This is a genomic window from Pantoea sp. 18059 (assembly GCF_902706165.1).
Taxonomy (GTDB): domain Bacteria; phylum Pseudomonadota; class Gammaproteobacteria; order Enterobacterales; family Enterobacteriaceae; genus Pantoea; species Pantoea agglomerans.
This window is the reverse complement of record NZ_CACSJS010000003.1, coordinates 425,551-447,923: the sequence shown is the minus strand read 5'-3', so window position 1 is coordinate 447,923 and position 22,373 is coordinate 425,551. Positions and strand designations below refer to the sequence as shown.

The 22,373-nt window shown below is 52.2% G+C and carries 16 protein-coding genes and 2 pseudogenes; 6 read left to right on the top strand and 12 right to left on the bottom strand.

All coding sequences use genetic code 11. The annotated features are described in order from the left end of the window. Positions 1-46: 46 nt before the first annotated feature. Genes GVJ63_RS11565 through GVJ63_RS11545 form a run of 5 tightly spaced genes read right to left on the bottom strand, consistent with a single transcriptional unit; the run spans position 47 to position 5,571 of the window. The gene (locus GVJ63_RS11565; protein WP_122890148.1) at positions 47-1,021 is read right to left on the bottom strand and encodes an ABC transporter ATP-binding protein; all 975 of its coding nucleotides are present in this window, start codon (positions 1,019-1,021) and stop codon (positions 47-49) included. Further along, positions 1,018-1,998 (bottom strand): ABC transporter ATP-binding protein, encoded by a 981-nt coding sequence (locus tag GVJ63_RS11560; RefSeq protein ID WP_122890147.1) that lies wholly within the window; start codon positions 1,996-1,998, stop codon positions 1,018-1,020. The genes GVJ63_RS11565 and GVJ63_RS11560 overlap by 4 nt, the downstream gene beginning before the upstream one ends. Then, on the bottom strand, positions 1,995-2,942 hold the full coding sequence (gene opp4C, locus GVJ63_RS11555; protein ID WP_033780026.1) for an oligopeptide ABC transporter permease: 948 nt from the start codon (positions 2,940-2,942) through the stop codon (positions 1,995-1,997). Before opp4C ends, GVJ63_RS11560 begins: the two co-directional genes overlap by 4 nt. Then, positions 2,942-3,901 carry an ABC transporter permease gene (locus GVJ63_RS11550; protein WP_033760938.1) on the bottom strand — a complete coding sequence of 320 codons (960 nt, stop codon included), beginning with the start codon at positions 3,899-3,901 and terminating at the stop codon, positions 2,942-2,944. Before GVJ63_RS11550 ends, opp4C begins: the two co-directional genes overlap by 1 nt. Before the next feature lie 44 nt (positions 3,902-3,945). After that, complete coding sequence (locus tag GVJ63_RS11545; RefSeq protein WP_370516268.1) at positions 3,946-5,571, bottom strand: ABC transporter substrate-binding protein; 1,626 nt, start codon at positions 5,569-5,571, stop codon at positions 3,946-3,948. A 311-nt stretch (positions 5,572-5,882) separates the two neighbouring features. On the opposite strand from GVJ63_RS11545, the pseudogene GVJ63_RS11540 reads away from it, so the two are divergent. The 3 genes and pseudogenes from GVJ63_RS11540 to GVJ63_RS11530 all read left to right on the top strand — a co-directional run. After that, positions 5,883-6,313 (top strand): annotated as a pseudogene (locus tag GVJ63_RS11540) (helix-turn-helix domain-containing protein); the annotation flags it as partial. A 579-nt stretch (positions 6,314-6,892) separates the two neighbouring features. Further along, positions 6,893-7,594 (top strand): glutathione S-transferase family protein, encoded by a 702-nt coding sequence (locus GVJ63_RS11535; protein ID WP_159226889.1) that lies wholly within the window; start codon positions 6,893-6,895, stop codon positions 7,592-7,594. Between the two features lie 250 nt (positions 7,595-7,844). Further along, positions 7,845-8,408, top strand: coding sequence for a TetR/AcrR family transcriptional regulator (locus tag GVJ63_RS11530; protein ID WP_159226888.1), 564 nt, complete (start codon positions 7,845-7,847; stop codon positions 8,406-8,408). 206 nt (positions 8,409-8,614) lie between these two features. On the opposite strand, the pseudogene GVJ63_RS22370 reads toward GVJ63_RS11530, so the two are convergent. Both GVJ63_RS22370 and GVJ63_RS11525 read right to left on the bottom strand, forming a co-directional pair. Then, a pseudogene (locus tag GVJ63_RS22370) lies at positions 8,615-8,767 on the bottom strand (esterase-like activity of phytase family protein); the annotation flags it as partial. After that, positions 8,757-8,849 (bottom strand): hypothetical protein, encoded by a 93-nt coding sequence (locus GVJ63_RS11525; RefSeq protein ID WP_154210231.1) that lies wholly within the window; start codon positions 8,847-8,849, stop codon positions 8,757-8,759. The pseudogene GVJ63_RS22370 and the gene GVJ63_RS11525, both read right to left, overlap by 11 nt. 241 nt (positions 8,850-9,090) lie before the next feature. On the opposite strand from GVJ63_RS11525, the gene GVJ63_RS11520 reads away from it, so the two are divergent. From GVJ63_RS11520 to GVJ63_RS11510, 3 genes are all read left to right on the top strand, one after another. Further along, the gene (locus GVJ63_RS11520; protein WP_159226887.1) at positions 9,091-11,298 is read left to right on the top strand and encodes a DUF4401 domain-containing protein; all 2,208 of its coding nucleotides are present in this window, start codon (positions 9,091-9,093) and stop codon (positions 11,296-11,298) included. Next, positions 11,291-11,821, top strand: coding sequence for a GDYXXLXY domain-containing protein (locus GVJ63_RS11515; protein ID WP_159226886.1), 531 nt, complete (start codon positions 11,291-11,293; stop codon positions 11,819-11,821). The genes GVJ63_RS11520 and GVJ63_RS11515 overlap by 8 nt, the downstream gene beginning before the upstream one ends. Positions 11,822-12,008: 187 nt before the next feature. Then, a complete protein-coding gene (locus tag GVJ63_RS11510) occupies positions 12,009-12,422 on the top strand; it encodes a hypothetical protein (protein WP_010246731.1) in 414 nt (137 codons plus the stop codon). Positions 12,423-12,642: 220 nt separating this feature from the next. Here GVJ63_RS11510 and GVJ63_RS11505 read toward each other — a convergent pair whose 3' ends face one another. From GVJ63_RS11505 to GVJ63_RS11485, 5 genes are all read right to left on the bottom strand, one after another. After that, positions 12,643-13,647, bottom strand: coding sequence for a DKNYY domain-containing protein (locus GVJ63_RS11505; protein WP_159226885.1), 1,005 nt, complete (start codon positions 13,645-13,647; stop codon positions 12,643-12,645). A gap of 371 nt (positions 13,648-14,018) precedes the next feature. After that, positions 14,019-14,624, bottom strand: coding sequence for a hypothetical protein (locus GVJ63_RS11500; RefSeq protein WP_159226884.1), 606 nt, complete (start codon positions 14,622-14,624; stop codon positions 14,019-14,021). Positions 14,625-14,855: 231 nt separating this feature from the next. After that, the gene (locus GVJ63_RS11495) at positions 14,856-18,980 is read right to left on the bottom strand and encodes a BapA prefix-like domain-containing protein (RefSeq protein ID WP_159226883.1); all 4,125 of its coding nucleotides are present in this window, start codon (positions 18,978-18,980) and stop codon (positions 14,856-14,858) included. Between the two features lie 607 nt (positions 18,981-19,587). Then, the gene (locus GVJ63_RS11490; RefSeq protein WP_060678886.1) at positions 19,588-20,805 is read right to left on the bottom strand and encodes a cupin domain-containing protein; all 1,218 of its coding nucleotides are present in this window, start codon (positions 20,803-20,805) and stop codon (positions 19,588-19,590) included. Between the two features lie 560 nt (positions 20,806-21,365). Further along, on the bottom strand, positions 21,366-22,154 hold the full coding sequence (locus tag GVJ63_RS11485) for an enhanced serine sensitivity protein SseB C-terminal domain-containing protein (protein WP_159226882.1): 789 nt from the start codon (positions 22,152-22,154) through the stop codon (positions 21,366-21,368). Between the last annotated feature and the right edge of the window lie 219 nt (positions 22,155-22,373).

Here is a 22,373-nt window from a genome sequence, read left to right as displayed (position 1 = left end):
AACGTCAGACTCCATCAACCAGGGAGGATGAATCCTCTCTTTTTTATTACGTCAGCTGCACCCAGTGGCACGCCACCTGATGGCCGGGGCGCATTTCGCGAAGTTCCGGAATTTCTGTGCGGCAGCGTACTGTTGCCTGCGGGCAGCGAGAAGAGAAGCGACAGCCAGAGGGCGGGCGCGAAGGATCCGGAATTTCCCCCTGCACCACCGGCACGGATAAGCTTCCAGGGGCAAGCGTCGGCACCGCCGCCAGCAGCGCCTGGGTGTAGGGGTGAAGCGGCTGGCTGAACAGCGCATCGCGGCTGGCAGTTTCCACCAGTTTCCCCAGATACATAACTGCCACGTCATCACACAAATGCTCCACGACACCGAGATCGTGAGAGATGAACAGGAAGGTGACGCCATGGTCATCACGCAAATCGGAAAACAGGTTAATGATTTGCGCCTGAATAGAGACATCCAGCGCCGAGATGGGTTCGTCGGCAATAATAAAATCCGGGTTGAGAATCAGCGCTCTGGCGATGCCGATACGCTGGCGCTGGCCGCCGGAAAACTCATGGGGAAAGCGATTGTAATGCTGCGGCGCCAGTCCACAGATTTTCATTACCTCCAGCACTTTGTCGCGCAGTTCTTCTTTGCTGCACAGCGTGTGTTCCAGCATTGCTTCCCCAATTGCATCACCTATTCGAATGCGTGGATTCAGCGAGCTGTAAGGATCCTGAAATACCAACTGGATTTTCGGGCGCAGCGCGCGCATCTGTTTCGGCGTCAGATCCTGCAACTCCTGACCACGATACTTCACGCTACCTGCCGTTTTGTCATAAAGCCCCAGCAGCGTGCGTCCTACGGTGGTTTTACCGCTACCGGATTCGCCCACCAGGCCAAAAATAGTGCCAGGTCGAATGTTAAAACTGACGCCGTCCACAGCGCGTAGCTGTCCGGTTTTCTGACCAAAAATCCCGTCGCGTAGCGAGAAATGCTTTTTCAACTCGTCCACTTCAATAACATATTGCTGGCTCATGCGATAGGCTCCGCTAACTCACTGTGAATACATGCGGCTTGCCGCGTATGCCCGATCAGCGGCGGAATGACCGCGTGGCACTGCGCGGTTCTACGTTCGCAGCGATCATAGAACGCGCAGTACGGCGGCAGTTCGGCCAGGTCAGGCACCTGTCCGGGAATGGAGTAGAGGCGGCGTCGGCGCTCGCCCGGAACAGGGCGCGATGCGATAAGCCCTTTGGTATAAGGGTGCAGTGGGTTGTGTAGCACATCGGCAGTCGGGCCTTGCTCAACGATGCGCCCGGCGTACATCACCACGACATGTTCCGCCATCTGCGCGATAACCCCCAAATCGTGAGTGATCAGCATCAGCGCCATCTGCTGCGCCCGCGCCTGGTCGCGCAGTAAGCGTAGGATTTGCGCCTGCACGGTGACATCCAGCGCCGTGGTTGGCTCGTCGGCAATCAGCAGCTTCGGCTGGCAGCTTAACGCCATGGCAATCATGATGCGCTGCAACATGCCGCCGGAAAGCTGATGCGGATAGCAACCCATCAGACTCTCCGCACGCCCGAGTCCGACATCGGTGATCAGTTGCGTGGCGTGCGTCCAGGCCGCTTTTGGTGTTTCGCCGCGATGGCGTATCAGCGGTTCACAAAGCTGCTCGCCAATGGTCAGCACCGGATTGAGCGCTGTCATCGGCTCCTGAAAGATCATCGCTAATTGATTACCACGCAGATCGGCCATTTTCGACGGCTTCAGGGCAAGCAGATCGGTGCCCTCAAAGCGGATTTCTCCGCCGTCGATACGCGCAACCTGCGGCGGTAACAGTCCCATCAGCGACATGGCGGTAACGCTTTTGCCGCAGCCAGATTCACCAACAACGCCAATGGTTTGCCCTGCCTGAATGGTAAAGGAGACATCCTGTACAGCGCGCACACGCCCCTGCTCGCTGGCGAAGGAGATGGATAAGTTATTAAAGGTAATTAGCGGCTCGCTCATTTCAGGCTCCGTTTCATCTTCGGATCCAGCGCATCGCGCAGGCCATCGCCCAGCACATTAATGGCGATGACGGTCAGAAAAATGGCAATGCCCGGCGGCATCCACAGCCATGGGCGACGCTGAAAGTCGATCAGGCTGTTGGCCGCGTCCATCATATTGCCCCATGAGGGCGTTGGCGGTACGACGCCAAGGCCGAGGTAGCTAAGCGCGGATTCCATCAGGATGGCGTTGGCCACCGCCATGGTCGCCATCACCACCAGAATGGGTATGGTGTTCGGCAACAGATGACCGAACAGGCGGCGGCGCGAAGAGAGGCCCAGGACCTGCGTCGCCAGCATAAAATCACGTTCGCGCAGTGACAGGATTTGCCCGCGCACCAGCCGCGCCAGCTTCGGCCACTCCAGCAAGCTAAGCATCACTACTACCATGTAGATGCGCGAATCAGACGAAAAATCCAGCTCAGACAACATCGCTCCGGCAACAATCAGCAGCGGCAGGCTGGGGATCGTCATCACCAGATCCGCCATGCGCATAATCAGTTTGTCCGTCCAGCCGCCGGCATAGCCGGATACCGCACCCAGCAGGTAGCCCAGAGCCACCGAAAGTAGCATGGTCATCAGGCCAATAATCAGCGAGATACGACCGGCAAGCAGCAGGCGGGTATAAATATCGCGGCCAAGAAAATCGGTGCCCAGCCAGTGTTCTGCGCCAGGCGGTTTGTTGATCATCAGCGCATCGGTGGCGTCATCTTTCCACGGCGACCACACCGGGCCCAGCACGCACCAGATGGTCATGATTACCAGCAGAACCAGGCACAGCATCGACAGATGATTGTGGCGCAGCGCTTTCCACGCCTGGTGCCACGGAGAAGGTGTGGCCTGCGCCATCGCCGGAATTACCGCCTTGCGTAAGCGGCGATTCGTAGAGAAAAGGGAACCGAACATCACGACCTCACGCGAATGCGCGGGTCGGCCCACGCGTACAATATATCGGCAATCAGGTTGCCCACAATGGTTAATACCGCAAGAAACAGGGTGAACCCCATCAGCACCGGATAATCGCGGGCGGCCAGAGAATCAATATGAATATGCCCTGCGCCCGGCCAGTTAAACACCTTTTCGGTGATGATCGCGCCGGAAAACAACCCCGGCAGCTCAAAACCTAACAGGGTGATGATTGGCAGCAACGCATTGCGCAGCGCGTGTTTAAGGATCACTGTACGTTCGCGCAACCCTTTAGCACGCGCGGTGCGGATAAAATCCATCTTGACTACGTCAAGCATGCTGGCACGGAAATAGCGCGTCAGGCTGCCCGCCTGCAACATCACCAGCGCCATGACCGGTAACACCAGATGCGCCGCAACCTGCATCACCCACACCCAGCCGTTATCGTCGCTGCCGGTGTTGGTCATGCCGCCCACTGGCAACCAGTGCAGATCGACTGCGAACCACTTAATAAGCAACAGGCAGAGAAAGAAGGTCGGGAAAGACATGGCAGCAAACACCGACACGCTCACCAGATGATCGAACAGCGAATTGGGTTTCAGCGCCGAGGCAATGCCCACCGCAAGCCCGATGCTCCAGTAAAACACCAGCGCAACGCTTGCCAGCAGGAACGAGTTCCAGATGTACTGGTTAAGTAGCTGACTCACCGGAATTTGGTATTGCAGCGAGAACCCCAAATCGCCGCGCAGCAACTGGCCGAGCCAATGCAGATAGCGGGTAAGGATCGGTTGATCGAGTCCATAAATAGCTTTCAGTTCGGCGGCGCGGGCAGCGGTGAGGGTAATGTTACCGTCGATAAAGTCGCCTGGCGTTTTCGCGAAAAGCATAAAAATAATCAGTGATGCGAGCAGCAGCATTGGCAGGGTTTGCAGCAGTCGCCTGAGGATAAAATTTCGCATAGCTTTCTCATGACAACTGCCGGGAGACCCGGCAGTTGTTACTGTTATTTAATGATTTTCACATCCGGCAGGCTACCGGTCAGCCCGTTGTAGATATCCGGTTTAAAGCCGGTGACGCGGGCACTACTGGCCGACAAAATCTCGCGGTTACCCAGCAGAATCACCGGCGGATCGTCCGCCAGCACTTTATACAGCTGGTGATAAATTGGTTTGCGTTTTTCCACATCCAGCACAGCATTACCTTCGTTGATCAGCTTATCAACCTGCGGATTGTTATAGCCGGACTCTTTCGCTTCCGTGCTGTAGTAATCCCACACGCCATCATGTGGATCGTTGAGTGTGCTGGTGCTGAAAGAGGCCAGGTCATAGTTACCGGCTTTACGCTGTGCCATGAGGGCGTTGAAATCCACCACCTGCGGCTTCAACAGCACGCCAATCTGCTGCCAGTTCTCTTTGGCGATGGGGATCAGCGCATCATTCAGCACTTTCTTGCTCACCAGCAGCGTCAACTCCAGACGTTTACCGTCCTTCACGCGGATTCCATCAGGCCCCGGTTTCCAGCCCGCTTCATCAAGAAGTTTCTTCGCCTGTGCCGGGTCAAATTTGTATGGATTCACGCCATCTGTGTTATACGCCCATGAAATCGGGGCAATAGGTTCAATTGCCACTTTTCCATAGCCCTGATAAACCACATCAATCAACTTCTGGCGGTCGAGACCATAAATCAGCGCCTGTCGCACTTTCACGTCCTGCAACGCCGGGCGACGTACGTTGAATTCCACTTTGCTGTAGTCACTGGAGCCAAACAGGTTGATATTGGCGAAGCCCAGCATTTTCAGTTGTTCGATATCATCAGGGCGAGAAGTAAACGAGTCGTAATCGGTTTCGCCGGTCTGGAACAACTGGAAGTTAGTGGACGGGTTGGTTACGCGGTAGATAAAGCGCGGCGTCGGTGGTGTGCCACGGTAAAAATGGGTATTGGCGTGGAAACGAATCTCCTGGCCCGGAATATATTTGTCATAGACATACGGTCCGTTGCCCAGCGGTTTACCGTGCAACATGCGCAGATAGTCGAGATTGCCGCGCTGATACCCTTTCCCATAATACGCTTTCGACAACACCGGGCCGCCAATTTTCGCCAGCGTTGTCGCGCCAGGCTGCCCGGTGGTGACCTGTAATGTCAGCGGGTCGATCACTTTCAGGCCACTGACGCTATCAGCTTTTCCGGCTTTATACTCCGCGCCGCCCACAATGTTGGCGAGGGTGATGTCAGTATCGCCATCATATTTCGGGTCATGCAGCACGGTCAGGGTAAACGCCACATCTTCGGCGGTGAGGGGCGAGCCGTCGCTGAAAGTCAGGTGTGGGCGCAGCTTAATGGTATAGACATTGTTATCCTGACTAACGCTCCAGCTTTCGGCCAGGCCTGGCACCAGCTTACCGTGGCTATCCCAGTCAATCAGACGTGAGAAAATCACGTTGGTGACGTTTTCGTCCCAGCCGTTAACAAAGAAATAAGGGTTAAAAATACCCTGCGGTTCAGAGATACCAGCCACCACAGTGTCTTTACGCAGCTTAGCCACTGCCGGAATCTGGCTGGCATCGGTGGCTGGTGTAATGCCCTCTTTTAAGGATACATCGGCGAAAGAGGCTGAAGAGAAAGCCACCATACTGCTGAGTAACGCGATTTTAAGCGCCAGAGTAAAACGCGTGGGTTTTGTTTTTATGCTTTTCAGTAGGATGGACAAAATGGCTCCCTCATCAAATGTTTGTATGGAATTTACAAATCATGACGAAAGATAAAAGCCGCACCGCCCCCTGTCTAACAACGAAACAATCTGGCTTATAGCAAATTATCATTAGTAGATTTATAAGAAAGCAATGCTTAATTTCATCTAAAGAAGATGAGACATTACGCGGGGCAGTCGAAGAGTTCTGATATCGTAAGGGGTTTGACAATCAATAATGTGAAAAACCACGGCACAGCGCGCCATTGTTTGTCGAACAGGCGCTTGCGCTTGTCAGGCGCGATATCAAATCCCGTATATCTGATGCGGATCTTCGTCAGCATGGAATCAGCCCGGAGCGGATGCGGCGCTGGTTCCTGCAACAGCACGGCATCACTTTTCAGGCCTTCCAGCGAATGCAGCGGGTAAATATTGCCCTGCAGGAGCTGAAAAGCGGACGTGCGGCGACTGACGTAGCACTGGACAATGGCTACGAATCCCTGAGTGGGTTTGGTTACATCTACAAGCGGCTCACTGGCGCAGCTCCCTCTCAGATTATAGTCATTCACTGGTTTACCACTACACTGGGCCTATGTTTGTCTGTGCCAAAGAGCAGGAGAGAGTGTGCCTGCTGGAGTTTACCGATCACCGAATGTCAGAGACGGAATTTCACGATATCCAGCGTTAACTTAACGCCAGGATTGTCACAGGTGAAAATAGTCATACCCGACAAACATGAAAGAAATCAGAGTTAAATGAGTCAATACAGAATGCTTGCTGTATGAAACAGTCTTTTTCCGATCCTGTTACTTTTTACATGCAGTTTTAAGGTATTTGAAATCCCCACGTCCGCTCCTGGCTCACAGCGGCCGCTCATTTTTGTGACCAGTGATGATGCCGACACCAGTCGGCTTCATGGGCTGATCTAACTGCTACTACCTCACCCCGTGGCCCTTGCGCTTCCGGACTATCAGCCGGCTCTTCCTGTTGGCCAGCAACCAGTCGGCAGCAATTGCCAATATGTAACTCACCTGAAAACCCGTTTGAATCGAGCCTCTCCACTCATTTGCATTTTTCAACCCTCCGGCGTCATTCTCCCCCTCCTTCAGCTATGCCTCCGCTGAAAGATCGTATCAAGCATGAAGGTCACCAAAAAATTAACCTAACAAGCGTTAGACCGGTGTTGACGTGTGTTGATTTGCCCGCTAATGTTTGCCTACCTAACGTTAGTTAGATACTTAACCATCAACCTGTAGGATCGACCATGACTGCTAAACTTCAGCTTTTTACATCACCTTCGGCCTTTCCTAATCCACAGCGCCTGCGGCTTTTCATGCACGAAAAGGGCATCGCTGACCAGTTTGCCGAGACCATCTATGACATGTCCCCTGGAGGAGAGCAGCGTGGCTGGCGACATTTGAATATGAATCCGTGGGGCGAAACGCCTACCCTTGAACTGGCTGACGGGAGTTATATTTCTGAAACGGCTGCCATCGTTCGCTATCTTGATCAGGAGTATCCGGGCCGCAAGATTATGGGAGAAACAGCACTGGAACAGGGGCTGGATAATATGTGGGATAACCGGGTGTGGGTGCATATCCTGTACCGCATCGTTACAGCGTTCCACGTGTTGCACACCGGCCTCGGCTTCAGGCTGGAATTGACCAAAAATGAGGCCTGGGGAGAACACTGCCGTAAAGAAGCTTTGGCTCACGCCGCGCTGGTTAATCGCCATCTGTCAGACGGCCGCGAATGGCTGCTCGGCGGCGATGCCCCGACCTTCTCGGATATTACTCTGGCAACCGCGATCGCCTTCTCGAAATTCCCGGTCAATGCCACTCCACTGGACGAGCGTTTTGAGTTCTTAGATGCGTACTGGCAGCGCTGGACAAAACGTTCTGCCTTCCAGGCGGCCTACGCCGATCGCAACAGCGGCATTCCTGAGCTGGATTCGCCAGCCCGGTAATAGCACCACTCGATGTAAACTCCGGTACGCCGGGTTCGTTATCTACTGACTTTCCCGGTGACCAGAGTGCTTATGATGGCGTCGGCTGTCGATGTTACTTGCTAAACCATGATGCAATGACGTCTGCCTGAGCACCCTGGATGCATTGAACTTACTGTTTTCCATGGCAATCACCCTGTCACCCGATAAGCGTTTGCTGTAAATTAGCGTTCTCTATTTAAGAGATCATCCCAATACCAAAGGCATCAAGATGAGCGTCAACACCAGGGAAGCCATTTTGCAGGCGGCCAGGAAAATTGCCCAATCTCAGGGCTATAACGGTTTGAATTTCCGCGACCTCGCGCAGGATGTGGGTATCAAAGCGGCGAGTATTTACTACTATTTTCCAGGCAAAGCCGAGTTGGGTATTGCCGTTGCCAGACGATACTGGGAGGACGGTGCGCTCGCACTCGAGATGATCGAATCAGAAAGCCCATCACCCATTGACGCGCTGCGTCGCTTTCCTGAAATCTTCCGAAGATCACTTGAGGCCGAAAATCGTCTCTGCCTGGGCAGTTTCATGGGCGCTGAAAAAGATACCTTACCTCCTGAAATGAATGCAGAAATACAGAAGTTTGCTGATGTGAACATTGCATGGCTGAACAAACTGCTGGTGGCTGCGAAGGTGTGCGATTCAGGTGAGAGTGAATCCAGAGCACGTGCAATTTTCACGGCCATTGCCGGTGCCCAGCTTATCGCCAGAAGTCGCTCAGATATCTCGCTTTTTGATTTACTGGTGGATTCATACCGCGCCTTCGGACCTCTGCCAGAATAGCAACTGCCCGCAATCCGATTCAGCGAATGGGCGATTTTCTGCACGCGCGCCCAATGCGGCGCGGCGTCCGGTAGCGTATGCGCTTTTCCACTCAGGAACTCACCCCTTTGAATCAATGCGCGACGGGCCAGGGTAAAAGTATTTCGCCGTGTCTCATCATCACCTGCAATAAAGGAGTGAAACCTTGGTTCAGGAAAGCGTTTATTTCAGCGGTTAAGGCAGCTAACAATCCACAATTTGCTGTCCGACTGCGGTTTCTTTAGCGGCTTCTGGCCAATAGTCGTGGCAATCAGCTTATCATCAACCGTAAGCGTCCCCTGCTCGGTCACCCGATAATCTTTACGCTTCTTACCTTTCAGCAACGCGGGTGATGCGGTACCCCTGAGAGTACAGCAGTAAAGCCTGCCTGCGGGGATCGCGTTCGTCGGGGGCGGATGTCATGTTCACGCAGCCCAAATACGGCCGCGACACTATTTGATCATAAGAATGCGGCAGATTGCGCAGAGTTCCCCCCTCGCCTTTGATTTACGCTGTTATATCCTGGAAAAGATGTTTACATTTGTTCAGCAAAATTATCGGCCGCTCAGCAGAGCGTCACTGACCGACACGCGGATTGATCGCAGGGAAGAACAGCCGTTAACTTCATCATCAAAGTCATACCGCAAACAGAGGCAGGGAAAGAATGAGGGAGCTTGCACCCGATGGCATCACCGGGATGCCGTCACGGACGGCAGAGTATCTTTGTCGCCAGATCGCACGCCTGCTGAAAGGAGGAAGCCTGACCCCGGAGACCTGCCAGCGTATCTTTGCTTTCTGTGGAATCAGACCTTCAGATGCTCAGTGGCGTCAGTTTCTTATCCCGGTTCTTTCCTGTCTGGGATTACTGTCTCTGGTTGCCGGAGCGGTGTTCTTTATTGCCTGGAACTGGGCCTGGCTGCCGAAAATGGCGAAATTTGCCCTGGCCGAGCTGTTGATCGTCGCGCTGGCGGTGATTGTCTGGTGGCGCTGGTACAGCACGCTGGCACGCAACGCATTACTGGCGACAGGGTTAAGCTTCGGTGCCCTTTTTGCGCTGTATGGACAGATTTATCAGACCGGTGCTGACAGCTGGGAGCTATTCCGGGCCTGGTTATACGTTCTTCTGCCGCTGGCGCTGATTGCACGGCAAAACAGCCTTTGGTTTTGCAGCTGGCTGGTCGCTAATCTGGCGTTCCAGCTCTATTACAACACCCTGCCGTCGTCACTGCTGGATCTGGCCGCGTCTGACAGTTTAACCAGGCTCCCGACCGCTGTGCTCTACGGATATCTGGCGTTGCTGGCAGCCTGCCTGATTGTCAGGGAAGCGCTGGCGTGGCGCGCGATAACGCATCATCCCGAGAGCTGGCTGGCAAGCCGCTGGTTCTCGCGAGTCATGGCGGGATTTTTACTGCTTCAGCTGACCGCCATTGTGGCCGGGAACCTCTCTGACTGGGGTGGCGGTGACCACCTTCCTAATATCACCGGCGGTTGGGTGATCACCCTGCTGGCAGGTTATTACCTGTACCGTTACCGCTATCCGGATCTCTGCATGCTGACGCTGGGCATCGCCAGCCTGACCGTGGTTGGCTGTGCGCTAATCATGCAGTTATTTCTTTTAGCCTACGATACGGGTGATCTGTTTTTGACCGGCATCCTGATGGCGTTCTGGGTGGCGGTAAATGGTTCAATTCTGCTGAAGTGGCAACGCAAACTGGTTGAAAAGGGGCCAATCGATCTGGTTCCGGCCAGGCTGACCTTACTGACAGACACTTTGCGTCAGCAGGGTTTGCTGAGCGCCTCGCAGGTTGAGGAAATTAAGCAGCGCGGTCACGCATCCGACCTGCCCTGGTATCTGAGGCTGGCGCTAAGCGTTGGGGGCTGGGTGGCAGCGATCATCATTCTGTTACTGATGATACTGATGCTCTATGCCACTGATCTGCTGGAAGACCCGAATGCTGCCACCCTTATTATTCCTTCGCTGCTGCTTGCCGCCATTGCGCGTGGCCTGTTAAGCAGTCAGCGTGACGGTAAACATCACCTCGGGCTGGCATGGGCGATTGCGGCAACGTGCGGGCTGATAACCGGTGTTCTGCTGCAAATTCAGAGCAATGATGCCAGCTTTATTATGCTGAGTTCACTGACTGCCTTGCCGATCCTGGCCGCAATGGCGATGGCGATGCCCGACCGCACTTATCGGTTTATGGCCATCACTGCCCTGACCTTTTTCCTGGTGCTGGCGGGCTACTCTCTGGCCCGGATCTGCCTGTCTCCGATGGCTGCACGACTTGCTGTGTCCGTACTGGTGGCGGCGGTTATATTTTTGTGGATGTGGACTGTCAGTCATCAGTTGAGGTTACAGGCAGGGCCGTATGCTGACGCGGTACATCCTCTGCTGTATGGCATCCCGTGTGGTCTGATGTTGCTGAGTTTCCTTGGGATAAACGCGGCTTATCTCACGGATTTCCTCTGGTCAGCATCGCAATTTTCCACGCTTCAGTCTGGGACAGGCACAGGGATCGCGGCTGGCTTAGTGCTGAGTGCACTCAGTCAGAAAAGACACAGCAAGCCGCTGTTTTCGATTATCACGCTGCCCGCTGCACTTATCTGCGGGGCTGCCGCCCTCTATGCACCGGGTATAGGGCTGGGATTGTGGTTAATTCTGATGGCACGTTATCAGGGAAGTCTGGGGTTGCTGGTGGCCAGTGGCGGTTTCATGGTGCTGTATGTCATTGGCTGGTATTACTTCCTGGAGGTAATTCTGCTGCAGAAATCCCTGCTGCTGCTGGTCAGCGGTCTGGTTTTACTGGGGCTGGCATGGGGAGTCAAAAAAGTATTACCCGCACAAATCGGAGGTGCCAGTGAGAATGCATAAACAGGGCCGATGGCTGGCTGGCGCTGTGATAGCGCTGGCGCTGATAGCCGTCAATATCAGTATCTGGCAAAAAGAGCAGTTGCTGAAGCAAGGCGCGGTCATGATTTTACCTCTTGCCCCGGTTGACCCGCGATCCCTGATGCAGGGTGATTATATGGCGCTGAACTATGCCCTCACCCGCCCACTGGAACTGGCGTTGTATCAACAGGCTGAGTCCTGTGGCGCGACCCTGTCAGCGCCATGCCTGCCCACCAGCGGAACCCTGATTGTTGACCTCGATGCGCAGCGTCATGCGACTCAGGCCCGTTTTGATCAGGGTGAACCTCTGCAGCCGAATCAGCTACGGGTAAAATACCATCAACATTATGGCTCGTTGACCGTCGGTACTAACGCTTATTTCTTTCAGGAAGGTCATGCCGACAGATTCGCCCAGGCGCGTTACGGGGCATTTCGGGTGGGAAGCGATGGCACAGCACTCCTGACGGATCTGCTTGATGAGCAGGGTAAGGTGATTCAGCCTTAAGGATGCGAGACGCTCACTGACCTGCCCCAAAAACCTGACAGGCGGCCTTAATGTCCTTATTGCCGGATGCCCGTCACAGGTCAGCAAAAGGATGCTGTGCCGGATGCCTGTTTTGCGATCAAGCCTCGTGCCGAAAATTTAAGCGAGTAAGCTGCATCAATATAGCTGCTCAGACATAGAGAAAATCATGACGAACATTATTGACGACAACTGGATTAGGGTATCTGTGATATCAGCAATATTTAGTAGTTTCGTGGGTTCATTACTGGTTTTAACCTATCTTTCCTTGGGAAAAAGCAATACACCCGTAGTGGGTTTAATTTTTACTTATTTTTTCATCGTTATGGTGAGTATTATTGGCACCACGATGGGCTCAATGATAATCGGCATGCCATTAGCGATGATTTCAAAGCGATTTTATCCTGACGCTGCCCTGAAGGGGAGCTTTTTTATCGTGTGCTCTGCGCTCTTCATGTGGCTGGTTGTACTGGCATGGCCTGTTATCAGGATATGTGAAACGCCTTATTCGGATATTTTGCTTTTAAGCCCCTATGCTTTCTGTTCAGCTGCCGCACTTGCTTATCTGGTTTACTGGGATTAATGCGTATTATATCAATCAGGATCGGTGCAGTAGGACCGTTAATGAAAAGAGCTAATGGTATCATTTTTCAGCCAGACATATGGAAACAGGTGAGTCCAGGGTGTCGGAATCCCCATGTTTTCCAGCCCCCCTGTGAGCAGTTTTAATTACAGACTCATCTGGATATTAATTAGATAATTTTTACGTGACAACACGTGATCACATTTTGCCTGCCAGATAATCATGGATTCTGCTCGAAATACTGTTTATCCATCTCGACAAGTTTCTTTTGTAATCCTGCCTCCCCTTCAACCACTTCGTAAAATTTACTGTGAGTATAAAGATAAATACGCTCGGATGACGCAAACATAAACATGTCTGGTGAAGCCATATTTGAAAAGCGACTGATCACTTCAGGCTGTAAAAAGATGACATCATTCCCGATGTGACCAATCACTCCGCGCCCCCAGTTTCCCGCACGAAAAAAGGTATCTGGATTGCTATATCCCGTGCATCTGGTGAGCCCATGCTCCGGACAGGAGACAACAGAAAGAAGATGAAATTTACTCAGATCTAAATCACCAACATTATAGCCACCGACATAGGTTGAGCCATTACTTTTGAAGACATTGTAAATACGCCATTTATCATCCTTTCCAAATGGAAAAACAACCTGGAAATCTTCCGGGTTAACCTCTTTTATCTTCTCGCTCCGGAAATATACAGACGATTCATCTTGCGCGTAGCTCGCTAATTGTTCCGATTGCCAGTATGGCCGGGTAGTCTTAACGTAATCAACCGGTCGAAACGCAGAGGAGTATTTAGCCACTAAATAAAGATCGCGCTTTTCTATTTTATTGACCTGCATGGGCTTTGCTGTTAAGCAACCCCAGGAAGTGATGTTATAAATTAAACCTGAAGTATCGCCCGTCCCAGTAATGCAGGGAGAGTGTTCGTAATTAATTTTACTCACCCAGTAAATATTGTTCTTAATGGATACATAGTTACTGAAAACAGGCCGTATATCATTTGAACATTGCTGACTTACCTGAAATAAGTTATCTCTCTCACCACTCTGGTTAAATTTACCATGAACAGATTCGCTACAGACATTAAGGACAGGCCTGCCACGCACATCGCTTTGCATTGGCCGACTTGCATCGAAAATATATTTTAAGAAAATAAAAATCAGAAACACTCCAGTAATTAACCCTATCCTGACAAAGATACTATGGTTTGACTTCATGTGTTATTCCCTTTAACCGCTATCCTGGTATCACATCAGATAGTGCAGACCGAAGGTAAACGGCAAGCGCGCCGCCTGGCATGAACGCTATTCAACATAATTAATGCTTTTCCGGGATCATGCATTCTGCAGCATAGCCCGCATTTAATTTTATATCTGCCCACATAACACTGTTTCTCTGGGGTACGGAGCGTAAATCTTCAGTGTAATCATTTTCTCATCTTCCCATGCTTACTTGCCTGGTGGCGCAGGTTTAAAAACCCCGGTGTGCTGGGCACGGCTAATGAACCCGGTTTACAGACATAAATAGATGATGAGTTTTAGCGGACACATTATATTTTGCCTGGTATAGAGGTCAGGCCTGTGGTTGCTTACCACCCTATCGACTTGCACTGACTGAATTCAGTTTTTGGAACAATGAGCGCCATATGGTTTTCTGCCATGCACTGTTTAAAAACCTGCTCTTTGTAACGGCCCGCCTGTAAACCCAGCATGGTGCTGGACCGTTCCGCTGCGTTATTTTCAATGTAAGAGCCACAATTTTCTTTGAACTCCTGAGGATTATCACTATAAGACATCGACCATTTCAGCTGAGCTTCAACTGAATCATCTGATTGATGCTGGGGGACGGCTTTTACTGGTTCCAGGCCAGAATAGAGTGGATTGCCGAGTAATTTCTGTGCAAAGCGTTGATTTTCTGCAGTTAAACGTCCGGTTTTACACATCTGCAGATAGATCTGCGAAAGCCGTTGCTCCTCAGCATCGGCAGCATGGGTGCATTCCTCCAGGACTTGTTCATTAGTCTTAGCCGGTTTTTTATCTGTGGATCTCCAGTAACTATTTTTAAAGTCCGGTACCGTGCCTTCAGTGGTGCCAAAAGGGCAAAGTGCACTGGCGCAACCCAGTAAAAACATGGGCACACACGTCAACGTCAGAACACGTAACAGGGAAAACGCTTTAAGACTGCTTTTGTTCATTTTATTTTCACTTTAGTCAGCTGCGGACATGGGGTCTGAGCAATGTCATTATTTTTAATGTTCCGCTTTTCGCTCATAGCGGAAATTAGCCTGACGTCAGTCTTCCCTATACCAGCAGCGTAGGTTCGCACGCCATTAGAGAATAGCTACGCTGGGCACTCGTATGCGCTTAACTGGCAATCTTAATTGCGGAAAATGGCCAGGGAAGAAAATCCGCCCCGGCCATCTGATTTAAGCCAGTTGTAAGTGAAGATTATGTTGCATCAGGATATCAGCCAGCGAACCTTCATGGCTGGCAGAGGCATTGTGATACAGGTCGTACTGCTGACCGTTACTAATACGCTGCCCATCCTCGCTCCAGACGCCGCCTTCAATGTTACTTAGCGTAACCACATTGCCGTCCGCGTCTTTTATCATCGGCGCCTCACTCGCATTGTCGTTCATTGGCAACGGCTCTTTTTGCCCCAGATTGACGCTATTACTGCTGAAAGCGCCCAGATTAATGACCTCAGCGTTGCCTGATCTCAGCCCAAGCGTGGCAAAATCAAACGCCTCATGCGCACCATTCAGCTGAAACGAATCGTCATCGGCAGCACCGTTCAGGCTGGTGTGCAGATTTGAATATAAAAGCGAGAGCGTTTCACTGTTTACTGTTTCAGAGAGATGGAGATTGTCAGCCATATCAGGATGAAGAGACGCGTGCTCCAGTGTGATAGCACTATGGCTTTCCGAATTGCTGCCATCTTCTGTGTTGCTGCTGATCACAGTTGTGGCATTGATCAGGTTGTCCTGCGCTGCGGTTGCAATACTCAGCTTCGGTTGCGGCTCGGCCATATAAAGCTCGACGTTTTGCGAAACGTGGTTAACGTTTCCGGCAGCATCACGAATAGTTGCGGTTATCCTGTGCTCGCCCGGTTCAGGCGTGAGTGCGTCCAGCGTTTCAAGCTGCACGGCCCACGTGCCTTTGCTGGTCACACTGGTTTGCCACTGGTGGTCGCCAGGCCTGACAGTAACAATATCACCGGCTTCACCCGTACCTGATACATGCTGATCATGGCTGGAGGCAAGGTTGATTTGCTGCCCCTCTGTGAGGTGAGTAAAAGCGATTTTGGGTGCGCAGACATCCACCTGATAGCTGGTCGTTATCGTAGCCGTATGGCCAGCCGCGTCGCTAGCAGTCACGACAATGTCATGCTGCCCCTTGCCGAAACCTGTTTTCATCGTCCCCGGCGCCAGTGGCAGGCTCCAGTGACCATCGTCGCTTACTGCCGCATTGTGATCTTTACCACCAATAATCACCGATACCGTCTGACCGCTGCCGGTGACGCCCGTTGTGCCGGTCAGCATCGAGCCCTCTTTTTTCTCCGCACGGTTCAGCCAGCCGTCACCAAATGGCGTATCAATTTCAGGTGCAGGCTGACCTGGAATATCGACCACTGGCGTAGTATTGCTTCCATCGGTGGGATTATCGGGGGTGACCGGTGGCAACGGATCGCCGCTGTTATCACTGACCGGAGAAGTCAGATCCGCTGTGACGTAACCACTCTGTTCAAACCAGTTTCCGGCGCCATCCAGCACGCCAAACGACAGGAAGTTGCCGCCCTGGGAAAGCTCCGACGCGCTGATTTCCGCGCGCCAGCTGCCATCTGCCTCTACCACGGCATAATTCCAGTGGAAGGTATCAGAAACCTGCACCGCAAAAGTCTTAAGCGGCAGCGGCGCTTCAAGCGTGCCGCTGATAACGTACCAGGTCTGACCGTCATGCTGTACCGCATCCGCCAGCGTGATGTCGTTAACGGTGACTTTCGGGTTGCTGCTGTTGTAGTGGGTAATCAGCAGCAGATTCTGGCTGAGGCTGGTACTGTTTCCATTCAGATCCGTTGCACTGACCTGAATGGTATAGTTGCCATCCTTGATAGTTTTCACGTCGCTGTCAGAGAGCTGAACCTGCCACTGATTCTGATAGACACTGCCCTGCCAGGTTCTGCCGTCAAGGGTCAGTTCAACCGGCGTGCCGGAGGGAAGATGAGCGGCGGTGCCGGTGAAGATAATCCCGTATATCCCCTCCTGGTAACTGACCGCATTGTCGCCGGTGATCGGATCAAGGGTCAGCTGCGGCAACGCCTCAGTAGCGAAGATTTGCACACCTGCTGAGGCATAACCTTTGTTGCCCGCTTCGTCGGTTGTTTCAGCAATGGCACGGTAGCTCCCTTCCTCCATTCCCTGCAGCGTTTCCGCGGGAACTGAGAACTGCCACTGGCCATTTTGATCGACGATGCCGCTCCAGTGGGAGACCCCAAAACTAACCTCAATCGTGCTGCCGGCTTCGCCTCTGCCGGAGATCATCAGCGGGCTGCTGATTTCATGACTGTCGATCACCCCGTCCCCTGCCAGTGTATTAATCGTGACAAGAGGATCCTGCGTATCGGTAATAAACGTCGTCTCCGTGATACCGGACTGGCCCCAGCGATCGGTGGCGGTCAGCGTAACGGAATGACTCCCCTCGGCTAAATCTGCTTCCATCAGCTGCCCGGTGGAGAGTGAGACAAGCCAGTTGCCCAGACTGTCCACAGCGCCCGCATAGTGAACACCATCTATGGTCAGATCGATCTTCTGGCCCGCCCCGGTCACACCAGTGGAGCCGCTCAGCGTAACAGGCTCGAAGCGTTCATGTGCGTTCATAAACCCGTCGACAAACGGCGTGTCTATAGTCGGCTGTGGCGGGATAGCGTCTGATGGCGGTGCTGACGCCTCTACGGTAATGACTTTGTTTGCGGTGGTCGTACCGCCAACGCTGTTTTCAAAGGTTACGCTGATGTGGTTAGACCCTACCGGCAGCACCTGCAGATCGGCAGACGGCAGGGTAACACTCCAGCTGCCGTCAGCGGCCGGCGTTGTGGTATAGGTCTGACCGTTCAGCATTATGGTCAGCGTGCTCTCTGCGGCGAGGTTCGCTGTGGTGCCGCTGAACGTCTGTGGGGAGAGCTTCTCCTCAGCGCTTAACACGCCGTCACCAGTAAAACTGTTAATGGTTAAAGAAGGGGGCGTGCTGACAGGCGGAATCGGCGTGCCACCATCGGCGGGTGGCGTGTTGCCACCATCCGTTGGATTGTCATCGATAACCGGCGGAACCCCATTGCCGCCTTCAACGGGCGTAATAAGGTCGGCTGTGACATTGCCACTCTGCTCAAACCAGTTTCCGGCACCGTCCAGCACGCCAAACGACAGGAAGTTGCCGCCCTGGGAAAGCTCCGACGCGCTGATTTCCGCGCGCCAGCTGCCATCTGCCTCTACCACGGCATAATTCCAGTGGAAGGTATCAGAAACCTGCACCGCAAAAGTCTTAAGCGGCAGCGGCGCTTCAAGCGTGCCGCTGATAACGTACCAGGTCTGACCGTCATGCTGTACCGCATCCGCCAGCGTGATGTCGTTAACGGTGACTTTTGGGTTGCTGCTGTTGTAGTGGGTAATCAGCAGCAGATTCTGGCTGAGGCTGGTACTGTTTCCATTCAGATCCGTTGCACTGACCTGAATGGTGTGGTTGCCGTCCTTGATAGTTTTCACGTCGCTGTCAGAGAGCTGAACCTGCCACTGATCCTGGTAGACGCTGCCCTGCCAGGTTCTGCCGTCAAGGGTCAGTTCAACCGGCGTGCCGGAGGGGAGATGGGCGGCGGAGCCGGTGAAGATAATCCCGTATATCCCCTCCTGGTAACTGACCGCATTGTCGCCGGTAACCGGATCAAGAGTCAGCGCCGGTAATGGAATGGCGCTGGCCTTCATAGCGTCGGAGGTGGCGAGGGCATCTGAAGCTGTTGCTGACTCAACCTGGGGCGTAAGCGTTAAGGTTGAATCAGCTTCGCTGGTCGTCGCCCTCAGGGCGACAGCTGCTCCGTTTAACGGCGTGCCTGACGGGATCAGAATCTGGCTTTGGGAAGACTCTACCACTGATAACGCGGGATCTGACTCTGAACTGGCAGGGAATGGCATTGGAGATGTTGCAGAAGCTGGAGATTGCCAGACAGGTGTCAGCGTGGTGACAGTCTGAGCATCGCCGGAAACGTCTGTGCTGAACTGTGCCTCCTGAAATAAACTTCCCTGCTGGAAAAGCATTTTACTCTGCTGGCCTGCAACCTCAGTAAAGAAATTCTGATAGCGAAGCGTATCGCTCTCGTGCAGGTTAAGAATGAGATCGTCACCCTGTTTCTGAAAAGAAGAAATCTGAGAAGGTGAGCTTTGCAGCGTGATAAGAGCGGGTTCGCTCAGAATAGATTGTGATTTTCCTTCAGTGGACTGAGACAATGGGTGACCGCTTTTCAGCGATATGACCGTGGCGCGGCCCGTTCCTGAAAATGCCATGGAAATCTCCTTATATACCAGTTATTAAGTAGGCAATGCCATTGGAAATAAAGCGACGCTTTACTTATTTCAGGCACGCAACGGCCAGAGCCAATAAAGGTGCTGAGGCAGAGCCGGCACTCAACGCATTAAACGCAATTCGTAGCAACAATAAAGGGCATAACCACAGCCAGATTAAATATTCGGTTTTGAAAACAGATTATTTCTGCTGGCAAAATAAAAAGTACCATTCTTTGCAAGAGTCCGGGCATCGGCTCAATTAACCTTTACTGACTTCAACGACGTATTGTCAGGAAAAAGTGAATAGTTGATGCTGGATAGACATAAGCTAAACTTCGTTTTCATGTCTGGCTACCAGGTAAAATCTGGAAATGTCCCCTGTTAATAGCAGATGCTTCCTGATGATTTAACTGCCCTGCTGTCTCAGTTTAGTAACAACTTCCCCATCCCTGTAAGAGCAATGATGATGCTATTGCACCATTTTAAGTGGCAGGTGGGAAATTGCATTACCGATATACGTGTCCGCTTTATGCTAAAAGCGGACACTTTAATTTAAACAGGAATAAGTCAGCGTCAATCCTTATTAATCAGGTAACGACTGAACCAGTTACTTCACCACCGGGTTCTTTTTAAGTGAAAGCATGTTCATAAACTCTTCATCCAGATGCAGGTGTTGCCGGACAAGTTCAGGTGGTGTACTGGCGAGCCACTGGTTAAGCGAAATATCGGCATAGTAATCACTTTTAAAAAGTTCTAGAAAACGCAGTGGTCCCTTACCGGTATTTTCGATGTAGTGTCCCATAGCAAAAGGAACATATCCCACATCGCCGGCGCGGTAGTCAAAAGTCCTTGCCTGACCGGATGATGCAAAGACCCCCATCCGCCCCTCTCCTTCAAGGTAATACTGCCATTCATCATTGTTAGGATGCCAGTGCAGCTCGCGCAGTCCGCCTGGCTCAATTTCTACCAGTGCGGCAGCAATCGTTTTTGAAACCGGAAAATTGGATGAATCCGTAATCCTGACGGTTCCTCCCGGCGCGCGTACCGGATCCTGAGCCAGCATCTTGTGGGTAAAGCGGATTTTCGACTTCACCCCGCCTTTTATACTGTCTGATACCAGGCTGCCCGGAACGTTGCCGGCAAAAATGTACTCATCATCAGGTGAAGGCAGGTGAGAAAATGAAGATACCGGAACCCTGAAGTTTTTGGCGAGAATTTCCGGGGGAATATGCCTGAACCAGTCTGACAGCAGAAAAGTGCTATCCTCATCAAAATTTCCGTCGTCAAAAGCCAGTAAAAATTCACAGCCGTCGGGACCGAGACCCTGAATCGAATGGGGAATACCGGGCGGAAAATACCATAGGTCACCTGCAGCGATATCATCAACAAACCATCCTCCGCTGGCGTCAAAAGCGGTAATCCGCGCGTTGCCATAAGTCATGTAAGCCCACTCCCCCTCTTTATGCCAGTGCAGTTCGCGAATACCTCCGGCATTGAGGCGCATGTCCACACCCGCAATCGTCGTAGATATGCCCAGCTCCCGCTGCGTCACCTGACGCGTCCAGCCACCGCTTCCCTTGCGTACGTGCGCATCACTGAAAGAAAAGTGAAGGTTTGGCAGCGTTCCGCTGTCGGTAACGGGCGGATTTACGATGTCCGGACTTTCAGCCTCACGAATAGGGTCATGTGGTCCGGGATCTCGTCCTCCGCTCCCTGCCGGAAACGTCTTTACGCCGTTGTCATGTGCCATGGCCTGACCCGCCGCAAGCGCGACCGTTCCTCCTGCCGCAAAAGCCATAAAATGTCTTCTTGTCAGTGTTTTCATATTCATCCCTCTTAAGAATATTTTATAAACGGTATTATTTTTGTTACCGCCATAAAGTTATAAACGGGCTGAATGCGGAGGGAAAAACAACTTTGTAACACTGTGGAAAGAGTGCAGTTTTCACGCAAATAGTAAAGATAATTGAATGTATTAAGAAAGATTAATGTTGTTTAATCAACGTATAGTTATAAAGGGATTATCCTGTGCTTAAGCGCACTAATCGTCAATTAATGTGGGTCTTTTTGATTTTCATTTACCCGGTGATCGGTAACTGCTGATAAGAATTTTTACGAATTGAGGGGTTTAACGAGGCCTGAGCCTTTGATGCGTGAGCTTTCACGCACGTACTCAGATAGACGAGGCGCATATGCAGGGCCGCTCTGTTACGCCTGATTAAGCCCGAAGCATAAAGTCCCCTTCTCGCTCATAGCGGACATAGATAAATCCGCCCTGGATCACCTATTTCAGTCACTATCACTGGCACTGTTGAAACCGGAGATCAAAGTCACCCCCGATTTACTACGCTGGTTACAAGACAACATTCAGAAGCCGTTCAGCGCTCAGCGTCCAAACATGCCCTTTAGTTTTTGCTTCATGCTCCGAACATAGAATGGCGTAAACTGCGACCTGATATGTGAATCCAGACCTTTGTCGTTCTGGCCAAGGCGCATCAGATCCACCGCCTGCCCATCCGGAGAGGTATCCGCTGCGACAAGACCCGCACCACGCATCACCTCTTGCACATCACCGCTCATTTCCACCCCCACCAGATAATGCGGTTTATCATCGACTGACGGGTCGTGCATTAAAACCAGGAATGCACGGCTGACCCCGGGACATTTTGCAAACCAGGCTGATAACTCTTTCAGAAGCCTGTCCGGAACAACGGCAGGTACTCCCACTAATACCTGTGTTTCTTCCTCAACCACCCTTGTCTGCGGCAGGCGACCCGTTCCTTCCGCCAGCATGGCTTCTATTTCTTCCGGCACAAACTCCTTTCCGTAATCCGACCTGGGATTAAGAAACACACCCTCTCCCCGCGTCATTTCAAAAAAGGCTCTGGCAGGCAACTTCATGTATTTACTTTCCTGGCTGATGGCGCGCTGCAGGGTGGCAAGCGAGCTGAATACCGGAATGACAGGCGTTCCATCCGGTTTTTCCCAGTGCTGAATCGAGATATTCTCACCCGCCTTTAGTTCGACCTCACCATCACCCGTTGCCCCTCCGGAACTACCCAGGACGTAAAGAGATGAATCTAACAGTACCCGGTAAAACTCAGGTCGTTCTGCTGGATGATCGGCCGCCAGTTTTAAAGCAGTCTCCAGTATGATTTCCCTTTCGTCAGACATTTAACCACCTTAGGCAGGTTTGGATTAGGATCAATTTAACAAGGGTTTATGAGCATAATAGAGATAATTTCTACTCGCCAGATTCCTGCACGTACCGGGGGACTGCCTTTGAGGGCTCGTTATTGCGATTAAGGACATGCGTTTGAATGGGTAAATGGCAGAACAGGCACGATCTTTTCCGTTTTCCAGACGCTTCCCTTAAACTACACCGCACAGGCC

Coding starts and splice junctions, on each gene's coding strand:
- GVJ63_RS11495 (WP_159226883.1), bottom strand. CDS start 18,980: ATGGCATTTTCAGGAACGGGCCGCGCCACGGTCATATCGCTGAAAAGC.
- GVJ63_RS11565 (WP_122890148.1), bottom strand. CDS start 1,021: ATGAGCCAGCAATATGTTATTGAAGTGGACGAGTTGAAAAAGCATTTC.
- GVJ63_RS11500 (WP_159226884.1), bottom strand. CDS start 14,624: ATGAACAAAAGCAGTCTTAAAGCGTTTTCCCTGTTACGTGTTCTGACG.
- GVJ63_RS11545 (WP_370516268.1), bottom strand. CDS start 5,571: ATGGTGGCTTTCTCTTCAGCCTCTTTCGCCGATGTATCCTTAAAAGAG.
- GVJ63_RS11550 (WP_033760938.1), bottom strand. CDS start 3,901: ATGCGAAATTTTATCCTCAGGCGACTGCTGCAAACCCTGCCAATGCTG.
- GVJ63_RS11520 (WP_159226887.1), top strand. CDS start 9,091: ATGAGGGAGCTTGCACCCGATGGCATCACCGGGATGCCGTCACGGACG.
- GVJ63_RS11505 (WP_159226885.1), bottom strand. CDS start 13,647: ATGAAGTCAAACCATAGTATCTTTGTCAGGATAGGGTTAATTACTGGA.
- GVJ63_RS11510 (WP_010246731.1), top strand. CDS start 12,009: ATGACGAACATTATTGACGACAACTGGATTAGGGTATCTGTGATATCA.
- GVJ63_RS11525 (WP_154210231.1), bottom strand. CDS start 8,849: ATGACATCCGCCCCCGACGAACGCGATCCCCGCAGGCAGGCTTTACTG.
- GVJ63_RS11490 (WP_060678886.1), bottom strand. CDS start 20,805: ATGAAAACACTGACAAGAAGACATTTTATGGCTTTTGCGGCAGGAGGA.
- opp4C (WP_033780026.1), bottom strand. CDS start 2,942: ATGTTCGGTTCCCTTTTCTCTACGAATCGCCGCTTACGCAAGGCGGTA.
- GVJ63_RS11560 (WP_122890147.1), bottom strand. CDS start 1,998: ATGAGCGAGCCGCTAATTACCTTTAATAACTTATCCATCTCCTTCGCC.
- GVJ63_RS11485 (WP_159226882.1), bottom strand. CDS start 22,154: ATGTCTGACGAAAGGGAAATCATACTGGAGACTGCTTTAAAACTGGCG.
- GVJ63_RS11530 (WP_159226888.1), top strand. CDS start 7,845: ATGAGCGTCAACACCAGGGAAGCCATTTTGCAGGCGGCCAGGAAAATT.
- GVJ63_RS11535 (WP_159226889.1), top strand. CDS start 6,893: ATGACTGCTAAACTTCAGCTTTTTACATCACCTTCGGCCTTTCCTAAT.
- GVJ63_RS11515 (WP_159226886.1), top strand. CDS start 11,291: ATGCATAAACAGGGCCGATGGCTGGCTGGCGCTGTGATAGCGCTGGCG.